This is a genomic window from Stenotrophomonas sp. (assembly GCF_032066555.1).
Lineage (GTDB): Bacteria > Pseudomonadota > Gammaproteobacteria > Xanthomonadales > Xanthomonadaceae > Stenotrophomonas.
This window is the reverse complement of sequence record NZ_DAMBKV010000018.1, coordinates 64,282-75,443: the sequence shown is the minus strand read 5'-3', so window position 1 is coordinate 75,443 and position 11,162 is coordinate 64,282. Positions and strand designations below refer to the sequence as shown.

The following is an 11,162-nucleotide window of genomic DNA, read 5'->3' as shown; positions in this document are numbered from 1 at the left end:
CAGAAGCTGCCCTCACCCCAACCCCTCTCCCGCATGCGGGAGAGGGGCTTTGAGCAGGGGCGGGACCTGTAGTGCCGAGCCATGCTCGGCAGGGGCTTTCCCGGCAATGCCTCAAAAGCTGCCCTCACCCCAACCCCTCTCCCGCGCGCGGGAGAGGGGCCTAAGCCGTGTGTCGCTCACATCTCGCTTACTGCACCGTCACCCGCTTGCGGTTGTCGGCGGAAACCCGGTCAATCAACTTGTTGTACGGGTCGAAACCGGCTTCGTCGGGTTTCTGGTCCACGGTGACGGTTATGCTGGGCGCCGCTGCGGTGATGTGATGGCGCTGCAGGTACAGCACCTTCTCATCGCGCTCCTTGCCGGAGGCGCCCTTGGCGAACACGCCGATCTCGATCCAGTCGTCCAGCGTGCCTGCGGTCTCCTTGCCCATGCCGTCGGCGTAGCGCTTGTCCGCGTGCAGCTGCAAGGTCACGTCATAGCGGCCGTCCGTGCGTTTCTTCGCATTGGCCTCGACCACGCGATTGTCATAGAAGCTGATCTTCTCGAACAGGTCGGTGATCAATGCCTGTTGCCCAGGCTTGGCTTCGGCGCGGATGAACTCCAGCAGTTCGGCCGAGGTGGTGTACGGCGGCTGCTGGAAGGCCTTGGCCTGGATGAAACGGGACAAGGCGCGGTTCAATGCTTCCTCGCCCATTTCCTCACGCAGGCGGTAGAACACCACCGAGCCCTTGCGGTAATGGATGTACTGCTGGTTTTCCACGCGGTACAGCGGCAGTTCTTCTACATCCTCGCCGCCGCGGCCCGACAGGTAGTTGTCCAGTTCATCCTTCAGGAACTGGCGCATGTGGCCGCGTCCGTATTCCTTCTCCATCACCATCAACGCTGAGTATTGCGACAGCGATTCGGACAGTACGGTGGCGCCCTGCACGTTGGCACCGATCACCTGGTGCGCCCACCATTGATGTGCCACTTCGTGCGCGGTGACGTAGAACACGTAGTCGACATCATCCTTGTCACGCAGGTCGGCGATGAAGCCGATCGACTCGGAGTACGGGATGGTGTTGGCAAAGCTCTGCGCGAAGGATTGGTAGCCGGGGAATTCGATGATGCGCACCTGCTTGTGCTGGTACGGGCTGAAGTTGGCCTCGTAATAAGCCAGTGACTTCTGCACACCTTCGATCATCCGGTCCACGTTGTACGGATGCTTGGCGTCGTAATAGATCTCGATCGGGATGTCTTTGTAAGCAGCCTTCTTCACCTGCCAGCGTGCCGACAGATAGGCGTAGAAGTTCAGCATCGGCCGGTCCATGGCGTAGCTGAAGCAGCGACGGCCATCGCGTTCAAACTCCTTCTGCAGGTAACCCGGTGCCAGCGCGATCTGGTCCGGTGCGGTGCAGACGGTGCTGCGGAAATCCAGCCAGTCCGAGTCATTGGAGATGTAGGTATTGGCGCGTGCGGCTTCATCCTCCAGCTTTGGCATGCGCGTCGGTTCGCCGAGGTCACGCTTGCGGCGTTCGTTGCGGTCGTCGATCTCGGCGCCGCTGTCATAGCCAAAGGCCGGTAACACGCGGCTGTTGAAGAAGCTGCCGTTGTCGACGATCTGGGTCTGTGCCTGGTCGGAAGTGATGCCGTTGGGATGGATGTCGACGGTGAAACGGATATCGCGCTCCTCGCCCGGCGCCATCGGTGCATCCAGGTGGTAGATGCGGTAGCCCAGTTCCTCATCGTGGGTGGTCAGCTTGGCGCCGCCCATCTCGATGCTGGCCAGGGTCTTGTCATCGCCCATCGCTACGTGGATGTCGGGGATGGCGGTCGCATGGGTATTACGTACGCGGTAGACGCCATCGATACGCACGGATTGGGTTTCCGGGTGCAGGTCGACGTTGTTGTCGATGGCGATGATGCGCGGCTGCGGCAGGTCCTTGTACTTGCGATAGTCGCGCTCGTAGCGGGCCTGGAGGTCGAGCTGCTGGTCCGGCGAGACAAATTCATTGCGGATGTTGGTGTTCCAGTACAGCCAGCCACCGCAGGCGATGAAGGCCAGCACCGCCGCCGCCAGACCGGCTCCCAGCGGGCCGCGCAGGCGTTGCCTTGCCAGGCGCAGGCGCTGCCGCCAGCCCGAGTCCACGCCGCGCACCCACAGGGCGGCGCACAGCAGCAGCAATACCAGCAGGAACAGCGTCCAGTAGCCCTGGAAGGCCAGCTGTCCGGTCAGGAAGTGACCGTAGCCATTCATGTCCGAGTACGGCGCATTCGGCCAGCTGCCGAAGTTGTACAGGTTCTGGGTGTAGTCGAGCATGCCCAGCACCGACTGGCCGATCAGCAACAGGATCAGCAGCGCATAACCCATGAACTTGTTGTTGCTCAGTACCTGCAGCACCAAGGCCATGCCGCCCATCAGGATGTAGACCACCGAGTTGAGGGCCAGCGTCTTGACGTACAGCAAGGGCTCGATCTGGGTGTAGCCCTTGCTCAGCTGGATGGCAATGGCGGTAAGGCCGCCAATGGCCTGGAACGCGAACACCACCGCGATGAGGGTGAGGAACTTGCCCAGCAGCGGCACCCAGTTCGGCACCGGCATGGCATCGCTGATACCGGCGATGCGCGCGCTGCGTTCCCGCCAAACCAGCTCGCCGGCATAGAACAGCACGATGATGATCAACAGGAAGCTGTAGCTACCCTGCAGCGCTTCCAGCATCTGCGAGGTCACCGGCCAGCTGGGTGTGCCGTACATGGTCTGACGGTGCAGGGCGCTGGGAATGAAGTTGGCCATGCCCAGTACCAGCAACACCAGGAACGGCGCACTGCGGAACACGCCCAGCGCATCGAAGCCGACCTGACGCAGCAGCTGCCGCCAACCGGTTGCAGCGTTGAAGCTGGGAGTGACCTTGGGTGCAATCACATTGCTGCGTTTGCCGTCGGTGGTAGCGACGCTGGCCACCTTCCTGCCCCGCTTGCGGCCGGTGCCGCTGCGCTCGGTGCGGAACAGGGCGAACGTCGCGACGAACAACGCGCCGGTCACCGCCAGCCACAATACGCGGTTCTCCAGCAGGTAGCCGGTGAACGCAGGCAGGCCGGTGTTTCGCTCTTCGGCCGACCAGTAGCGTGTTGCATGGCTCATCGCGCGCATGCCAAGTGGATCGAGCAGCGAGGCGATGCGCATGTTGTCGATGTCGGCCAGCAGGGCGCGGCTGACGCCGTACAGCACGAAGAACACGATGACGCCGATATAGACCCACAGGATGTTGCGGGTGGTAACCGCCAGCACGGACAGCAGGGCGGTGGTGAACAGCACGTTCGGCAGCACCATGAAGGCGAACGACCACAGATAGGGCCGCAGTGACACTGGCCCCAGCCGGGCGGCATCGATCCACGGCATGAACTGGGCGATGAACAACCCGATGCCGATGATCACGTACATCAGCAGGCTGGCCAGCAGGGCCGCGCCAAGCCGCCCAAGCAGGTAGTCGCGGCGTTTGATCGGGCTGGAGAACACCAGTTCCGAGGTGCCGAGTTCGAAGTCGCGCAGCAATGCGTTGCTGACGAACAAGGTAACCACTAGCAGCCCGAGCAGGGTGAAGGAGGTCATGAAGCTGGCGATCACCGACGGTGCATTGCGATGCACATTGCCGATGCCGCCACCGATCTGGACGGCGTCGCTGGAGGCGGCACCGAAGGCGAGCAGGGCGAACAGCACCGCAAGCAGCCACAACAAGGGAGAACGCAGCTGCTCGCGTAGCTCGAAGCGCAGGAAGGCGAGGGTCATGGTCATCTCCGTCAGGCGGCCTGCGCCTGCAGGCGCAGGCGCTGGAAGTAGACGTCCTCCAGGCCCGGTGCTACCGGTTCGAAGCCTGCTTCAGGGCAGTTGTCGGCGAATACGTGGATCACCGGGTGGCCGCCAACCAGTCGCGTCGACAGCACGGTAAACCGGCTTTCGTAGTCAGGCAGCGCGGCCTTGGCCACCTGCCTGCGCCAGACCTGCGACTGCAATGCATTGATGGCATCGGTGGGACGTCCGGTCAGCAGCACCTCGCCCTTGTTCATGATGGCCATGGTCGGGCACAGGTCGGTGACGTCCTCGACGATGTGCGTGGACAGGATCACCGCTACGTTCTCGCCGATCTCGGCCAGCAGGTTGAGGAAGCGGTTGCGCTCTTCCGGGTCCAGGCCGGCGGTGGGTTCGTCGACGATCACCAGCTGCGGGTTGCCCAGCAGCGCCTGGGCGATGCCGAAACGCTGGCGCATGCCACCGGAATAGGTGCCGAGCTTGCGCTTGCGTGCATCCCAGAGGTTGACCTGCTGCAGCAGGGCTTCGACCACTTCCTTGCGCTGCTTGCGCGCGGTCAGGCCCTTCAGTACGGCGAAATGGTCGAGCAGGTCGAGTGCGCTGACCTTGGGGTAGACGCCGAAGTCCTGTGGCAGGTAGCCGAGCTTGCGGCGCAGCGCATCCTTGTCGCGCAGGACGTCGATGCTGGCCCCATCGGCGGTGGTCAAGGTGGCGCTGCCGGAATCGGCCTCCTGCAGGGTGGCCAGGGTTCGCATCAAGGAGGACTTGCCGGCGCCATTGGGACCAAGCAGGCCGAACATGCCGCGGGGAATGTCGAGATCGACATTTTTCAGTGCGTGTACGCCATTGGCGTAGGTTTTCGACAGACCACGGATCTGCAGCATGGGAACCCAACCTCTCCTTGGATGATGACCGCAACCTTCCGCCACGGCCGGGCCGGCGACAATGCGCCGGAAGTCATTAGGACCAGGGACGTGGATACGGTCGGAATGTGACCTGTTGTTGCGCCCTCTCTTTGGCCGAAGGCGAAGGGGAGGGTTGGGGAGGGGGTGGCTTTATCGCTGTTGATCTTGCTTTGGCTTCGCGGCTTACGCCGTTCCTGGAATCCGTTGCGCTGGTGTGTTGCCAGGAAAGCGCCTGCCGAGCGTGGCTCGGCACTACGGGGTAGCGGCATCGCTTGCTTCAGCCCCTCTCCCGCTGGCGGGAGAGGGGTTGGGGTGAGGGCAGCTTTTCGCCAGGAAAGCCTCTGCCGAGCATGGCTCGGCACTACCTGGCTGGGGTCTCGTAGAGTTCCAGCGGTAGGTCGTCGGGGTCGGCGAAGAAGGTGAAGCGGCTGCCGGTGAATTCGTCCACGCGTACCGGCTCGCAGGCTACGCCTTCGCGTTGCAGGTGGGCCACTACATCGTCCAGCGCCGCGACACGGAAGGCGAGGTGGCGCAGTCCGCGGGCTTCCGGGCGGCTGGGGCGTGCGGGAGGGCTCGGGAAGGAGAACAATTCCAATTGGCTGCCATCGGGCAGGCGCAGGTCCAGCTTCCAGGAGTCACGCGCGTCGCGGTAATTCTCGGCAATCACTTCCAGCCCGAGGATGCGCACGTAGAAGTCACGCGAACGCGCGTAGTCGGCGGCAATCACCGCAACATGGTGGATGCCAAGCAGATTCATCGCGCAGCATCCAGCCAGCGCCGGGCGATGTCGATGGCCAGTGCATAGGGTTCGGGTTCGTTGCGGTTGCTCAACACGATCACCGTCAGCTTCTGCGTCGGATAACGCACGATCACATTGCGGAAGCCGATGCTCTCGCCGCTATGCCACAGCGCTTCCCCATTGATGCGCCAGCCGAAGCCATAGAACGGAACGTCGGGTTCAGTGGTTTTCGTTGCCGGGCTGAACGCCAGTTTCAGTGACGCTGCTTTCAGTAGGCGTTCGTCGTACAACGCCGCATCCCACTTGGCCAGATCGTCAATGGAGGAATAGATGCCGCCATCGCCGAGCACGGCACTGGTGGTGCTCTGGTCGGTACGCTGCCAGCGGCCATCGATCTGGCTGTAGCCATAGGCGCGGTTGGGCACCTCATCGATGCCGTCCTGGTGCGCGTAGGTGTTGCTCATGCCCAGCGGCAGGAAGATGCGCTGGCGCAGGAAGCTGGCGAAGTCGCTGCCCGATGCCTTGCCCACCACCAGCGCCAGCAAGGCATAGCCGCTATTGCTGTAGCGGTAGTCACTGCCCGGCGTGAAGTAAGTCCGGTTCTCTTTCTGCAGCAGTTGCAGCACGTCGGCGTCATGGACCTGGCGGGTATCCGCCGGGTCCATCAGCTCTTCATAGTCGAGCAGGCCGCTGGTGTGACTGAGCAGCTGCCGCAGGGTCATCGTGTCGGCCACGGCGGGCAGGCTGGGCAGCCACTTCTTCAGCGGATCATCGATGCCCAGCTTGCCGTCTTCCGCCAGCAGCAGGATTGCCGCGGCGGTGAACTGCTTGCTGACCGAGGCCAGGCGGAAATTGCTGGCCGGGGTGACCGCAGTGCCGTCCTCGACCACGGCCAGTCCGTAGCTGCGGCGGAATGCGGGCTGGCCATCTTTCAATACCAGCACGGAAGCGCCGGGAACCTGGCCGTCGTAGCGCTGCATCAAGCCGTCGATGCCCGCATCAGGCGGCGCCAAGGGGGCGGCAGCGACCAGGCTGGAGCACGCGAACAGGCAGAGCAGGGCGAGTCGGGGTTTCCAGCGTGGCATGGCGGCTCCTGGGTAGGTGATCAGGCTTTCTTGCTGGCGATCCAGCGGTCGATCTTGGCTTCAAGGATCTCCAATGGCATGGAGCCGTCCTTGAGGATTTCATGATGGAACTCGCGTGGGTCGAAGCGATCACCGAGTTCGGCCTTGGCCTTGTCACGCAGCAGGCGGATCTTGATCTCGCCTACGCGGTAGGCCAGGGTCTGGCCGGGCAAGGCCATGAAGCGCTCGACCTCGGAGGCGGCATCGGCGGCCGGAATGTCGGCGTTCTTGACCATGTATTCGGTGGCCTGCTGGCGGCTCCAGCCGGCGGCATTGAGGCCGGTGTCGGCGACCAGCCGCACGGTGCGCAGCAAGGTGGTCTGCAGATAGCCGAGCTGATCGTAGGGGTCGCTGTACAGGCCCAGTTCCTGGCCGAGCGATTCGGCGTACAGGCCCCAGCCTTCCACATAGGCGACATCGCCACCAAGGCGGCGGAAGCGCGGCAGTGCAGTCAGTTCCTGCTGCGCTCCCAGTTGGTAGTGATGGCCGGGAATGGCCTCGTGCAGGTACTGCATCGTCACTGCCCAGCGCTTGCGTGAGGGCAGGTCACTGGTATTGACGTAAAGCACGCCTGGTTGCTGGCCATCAGCGCTGCCCGGCTGGTAGCTGGCGGCGCTGGAGGTGGCGGCGCGCTCGGCCTCCACGGGTTTGATTTCCAGGCTGGCTTTGGGCTGCTCGTTGAACAATGCGGGCACGGCGGCATTCACCCGCACGCCGGTCTCTGCATAGCGCGCCAGCAGGGCGTTGGCGTCGCGGAACACGAACTGGCGGTCGTTGCGCATCGCGTTGAAGGCTTTCTGCTGCGAGCCGCGGATCCTGGCCTGCTTCATCACCGCATCGATGCGTGCCTGCAGGTCCTTGACCTCCTGCTCGCCCAGCGCGTGGATTTCGGCCGGTGTGCGCGCCGGTGAGGTGCTGCTGGCAACATTGTGTGCATACCAGGCGCGACCATTGGGCAGCGCGGCCATGCCATCGGTGCTGCGCGCGGCGGCCATGTATTCGGTGGCGATGAAACCGCGCAGGGAACGATAGGCCGGCATGATCCGGTTCTCGATCATGCGCTTGTACTCGGCGCTGAGCCTGGCCTTGTCCTCGGCGGAAAAGTCCTCGGGCATGTTGCGGATCGGGCCCCAGAACAGGCTTTCCTCGGCGGTGGGTTTGATCACCGCGTCCAGCTGCGGCAGCACTTTTTCCATCAATGCACGTGGCTGCACCACCCCGGCGGCCTTGCCTTCGCGCATGTTGGCGATGGCCTGGTCGAACAGCGCCGGGATGCCGAGTGAGCGCTTGGACCAGTTCTCATAGTCCTTGACCGTGCGGAACGGTTGCGCGCCCGCACCCGAGCCCAGCACCGCGATGATGCTGGACAGGTTGTAGTACTGGTTGATCGGCAGCATCCAGGTCGGGTATTGCTCGCCGGCCAGCGAGACCTGCGCGTCGCGCACGAAGATCTCATAGCTCAGCAGGTCCTGGCCCTGCAGGCCGCTGGGGCCGACGGCCTGGACCTTGCCCAGCCACTCGACCATGAAGTCGTGCGATTGCTGGCGTGAGGCGGCGGACAGGAAGTTGGGCAGCTGGTCGTTGTAGCGCGGGTCGCCCTGGAAGGTGGCCTGTAGCGGGTTGAGCCGCATCGAGGCATCCCAGTATTCGTCGTAGATGCGGTTGAGCTTGGCGGCGTTGTCCTGCTTGATCGGCAGCGGCACCGCCGCCGGGCGGCGCGGGGCCGGGCGCGGCGTGGTGCGGGGCTTGGCGGCGCGGCTCTGCGGCGCTGACTGGCGCTGGGTTTTCTTCTTCGCCGCGTCGGCAGGGGCCGCAACGGACAGCGTCATGATCGAGGCAATGGCAAGCGCAAGCAGGCGCAACGGGCTGTAAGGCATCAGGTGTTCCGCAAATACATCGACCCGGGAGCTTGCCCGATATCCGCGGTGACGACCAGCCGTGGCGCGGATGAACACGCGCCGGTGATACAGGTCCGGTTATATCCCATGCCTTGCGGGGCCCGCCGCAAGGCATGGGAGAGGGCTCAACGGTCGGCGGAGCGCGTGAATGGCACGCTGTCCGGGGCGACCGCACCACCGGAAATGATGAAGCTCATGGCCTGGTCCACGGTCCAGTCGGTGGGCGTGAGCAGCTCAACCGGGACGATTTCCAGGTAACCGGAGGTCGGGTTCGGGGTGGTGGGCACATATACCGCAGCCAGTTCGCGGCCGCTGCCCTGTTCCTTGAGGACCCGGGTGACCAGGCCGATCGACTTCATGTCGCGGTGCGGGAAGTCGATCAGCACCACGCGCTGGGTGCTGCCCGGCTTGGTCTGCAGGATGTCGAGCAGCTTCTTGGCACTGTCATAGATGATGCTGGCCAGGGGGATGCGACGGATCACCGCACCGAACCAGCGCAGCAACTGCTGGCCGATGACCCGGCGACTGAGGATGCCGACCAGCAGGATGACCAGCAAAGTGGCCAGCAGGGCAGTGATGTCCTGCATCCATTCAACCTTGATCCAGCCCAGGTAGTCCGGGAACGAGGCGGCAATACGTTCGGACAACGGCACGATCAGCGGGCTGCTGATGCCCGAGAGCAGGACGAACACGAATTTGACGACCACCCAGGTCAACCAGATCGGCAGCAGGGTCAGCAGGCCGGTAAGGAAAAGACGTTGCAGGGAGGGGCGGGGGGCGGGGGAGACGGCTTCGGGCGACATCTGCGAATTGTAGCGGGATGCAGCTGCCGGTTAAGCTGCCGCGGTTCAGCTGCAACGGAACATCGGGAGAACGCTGTGTTGAAGTTGCTGCGATGGTTCGTGATCGCCGCCCTGCTGGTGCTGGTCACGGCGGTGCTGGTGTGGTCGGTGTCGCGGTGGATGCCACTGCCCAAGGCGCAGCAACAGGCGCTGGAGCTGATGGAGCAGCCGGTGCGGTTGCCGGGCGCCAATGCCTTCGAGACGGTCTGGTTGCTCGACTTCGACGACGTGCCGGACGCCGCCGGGGCTGCCTTGATCGCCGAAGACGGGCGGCGGATTGCCGAGGCTGCGCGGACCCCAGCCGGCGATGCCGGTGGCGAGGATGACTGGGAGCCGGCGATAACGCGCGCGGCGCAGGGGCGTTACCCCGAAGTGCCTGACATGGCCGTAGTCTGCAGTTGGCGTGGCGCCGACTGCCTGCCGCAGGTGCGCGCGGCACCACTTGCGTTGGCGCAGGCGCTGCAATCGCAACAGGGCCTGCTGACGCGGATCGCGGCGTTGTCACGCTACGACCGCTATCAAAGCCCTTTCGTTGCCGACGCCCACGCACCGCTGCCACGCTGGGGCCTGCTGCAGCGGTCAAGTGCCGCGCATGCCTTGGCCCATGTGCAGGGGCATAGCGATGCGGCCTTGGCGGGTATCTGCAATGACGCTCGTACCGGCAGGATGTTGATGTCGCGCAGTGATGGATTGGTGCCGACGGTACTGGGGGCCGGCATGGTCCAGGGCAACGTCCGCCTGTTGGCCGAGGTGCTGGCGGAGCTGCCGCTTGATCACGCCTTGCCCGAGGCCTGCAAGGACGTGTTCACGGCAGCGGCGCCGGCCGAGCTGAGCATGTGTACGGCCATGCGGGGTGAGTTCCAGATCGTCAGCAGTGGCGGACCGGATCCACGCCAGCCAATGGCCATGCTGGTATGGGATGCGCGCAAATACCGCGCAGCGATGGCCCAGCGCCTGCAGGGGGCGTGCCTGCCGGCGAGCATGCAGGCATTGGCCGCCGATCAGGCGCAGCGTTGGCCGGTACCGCCGCCGCAGTCGCTGTGGCGGCTGGAATGTGCTGCCAATGCAATGGGGTGCATCCTGGCCGACATCGCGAGTCCGGCCTATGACGGCTACGCGACACGGCTGCAGGACGCCGGCGCCAGCCTGCGTGCGGCGGAGGCGTTGCTGTGGCTCCGGGCGCACCCGCAAGGTCCGACCGCCGAGAGCCTGGCGGCAATGCCGCTGCGCCTGCGCGGGCAACTGCGGCCGCTGCAGCTGGACGCGGATGGCCAGCAATTGCGGGTTGCCTTGTACGGCAAGCCCGGCAGTGATGATTGGCTGGGCCTGCCGTTACCGGCCAGCCGGTTGCCGGACTGAGACGGAAGGAGCAGACGGCCCGGGCAGTCAGCCCGGACTGCGCGCGTCGGGCTTCAGGCGCACATAGACCTGCTTGCGCACCCGCGCGACCACCTCGCCACTGGCATCAAGCACGTCGTTCTGGAACCAGTGCAGGTATTTGTCGCCGTTGGCGGTGGCGGCGCGTACCTCCTCCAGGGTGGCGTCGTCGAGCCGGAACTCGGTCCAGACCACGCCGCGGCCCGGCTTGAGGAAGTCGATGCTGCCGGCCTTGTCCCAGACGAAATAGCGGCTGCCCATGTTCTGCAGCAGGCACAGCATCCAGAACGGATCGGTCATGGCAAACAGGCTGCCGCCGAAATGGGTGCGCACGTAGTTCACGTTCCACGGCCGCTGCCGCAGTTCGACCCGCACGTAGCGGTAGTCGGCGCTGATGTCGGTCACGTGGATGCCGGCGAACAGGAAGGGCGGCCACAGGTTGATGCCGCGGCGGAACAGGCTGGCTTTCATTGTGCGTGCAGACGGACGG

At 64.5% G+C, this 11,162-nt stretch carries 8 protein-coding genes; 1 reads left to right on the top strand and 7 read right to left on the bottom strand.

Features of this window, described 5'->3' with window-relative positions; all coding sequences use genetic code 11:
- Positions 1–187 precede the first annotated feature (187 nt).
- The 6 genes from RT131_RS16565 to RT131_RS16540 all read right to left on the bottom strand — a co-directional run bounded on the left by RT131_RS16565 (position 188) and on the right by RT131_RS16540 (position 9,256).
- Entirely contained in the window at positions 188–3,766 is a 3,579-nt protein-coding gene (locus RT131_RS16565; protein WP_313173866.1) for an ABC transporter permease subunit, read from the bottom strand.
- Between the two features lie 11 nt (positions 3,767–3,777).
- Positions 3,778–4,671: an ABC transporter ATP-binding protein gene (locus RT131_RS16560; RefSeq protein WP_313173865.1), complete on the bottom strand. Its 894-nt coding sequence runs from the start codon at positions 4,669–4,671 to the stop codon at positions 3,778–3,780.
- A gap of 382 nt (positions 4,672–5,053) precedes the next feature.
- Positions 5,054–5,449 carry a VOC family protein gene (locus RT131_RS16555; protein WP_313173864.1) on the bottom strand — a complete coding sequence of 132 codons (396 nt, stop codon included), beginning with the start codon at positions 5,447–5,449 and terminating at the stop codon, positions 5,054–5,056.
- Positions 5,446–6,516, bottom strand: a complete 1,071-nt coding sequence (locus RT131_RS16550) for a serine hydrolase domain-containing protein (RefSeq protein WP_313173863.1) — start codon at positions 6,514–6,516, stop codon at positions 5,446–5,448. Before RT131_RS16550 ends, RT131_RS16555 begins: the two co-directional genes overlap by 4 nt.
- Before the next feature lie 20 nt (positions 6,517–6,536).
- Entirely contained in the window at positions 6,537–8,432 is a 1,896-nt protein-coding gene (locus tag RT131_RS16545) for a DUF885 family protein (protein WP_313173862.1), read from the bottom strand.
- A gap of 146 nt (positions 8,433–8,578) precedes the next feature.
- On the bottom strand, positions 8,579–9,256 hold the full coding sequence (locus RT131_RS16540) for a DUF502 domain-containing protein (protein WP_313173861.1): 678 nt from the start codon (positions 9,254–9,256) through the stop codon (positions 8,579–8,581).
- Positions 9,257–9,334: 78 nt separating this feature from the next.
- Between RT131_RS16540 and RT131_RS16535 the strand changes: the two genes are divergently transcribed.
- Positions 9,335–10,654, top strand: a complete 1,320-nt coding sequence (locus RT131_RS16535; protein ID WP_313173860.1) for a hypothetical protein — start codon at positions 9,335–9,337, stop codon at positions 10,652–10,654.
- A gap of 27 nt (positions 10,655–10,681) precedes the next feature.
- Here the strand turns inward: RT131_RS16535 and RT131_RS16530 are convergent, their stop codons facing one another.
- Complete coding sequence (locus RT131_RS16530; RefSeq protein WP_313173859.1) at positions 10,682–11,143, bottom strand: DUF4442 domain-containing protein; 462 nt, start codon at positions 11,141–11,143, stop codon at positions 10,682–10,684.
- Between the last annotated feature and the right edge of the window lie 19 nt (positions 11,144–11,162).

Coding starts and splice junctions, on each gene's coding strand:
- RT131_RS16565 (WP_313173866.1), bottom strand. CDS start 3,766: ATGACCCTCGCCTTCCTGCGCTTCGAGCTACGCGAGCAGCTGCGTTCT.
- RT131_RS16560 (WP_313173865.1), bottom strand. CDS start 4,671: ATGCTGCAGATCCGTGGTCTGTCGAAAACCTACGCCAATGGCGTACAC.
- RT131_RS16555 (WP_313173864.1), bottom strand. CDS start 5,449: ATGAATCTGCTTGGCATCCACCATGTTGCGGTGATTGCCGCCGACTAC.
- RT131_RS16550 (WP_313173863.1), bottom strand. CDS start 6,516: ATGCCACGCTGGAAACCCCGACTCGCCCTGCTCTGCCTGTTCGCGTGC.
- RT131_RS16545 (WP_313173862.1), bottom strand. CDS start 8,432: ATGCCTTACAGCCCGTTGCGCCTGCTTGCGCTTGCCATTGCCTCGATC.
- RT131_RS16540 (WP_313173861.1), bottom strand. CDS start 9,256: ATGTCGCCCGAAGCCGTCTCCCCCGCCCCCCGCCCCTCCCTGCAACGT.
- RT131_RS16530 (WP_313173859.1), bottom strand. CDS start 11,143: ATGAAAGCCAGCCTGTTCCGCCGCGGCATCAACCTGTGGCCGCCCTTC.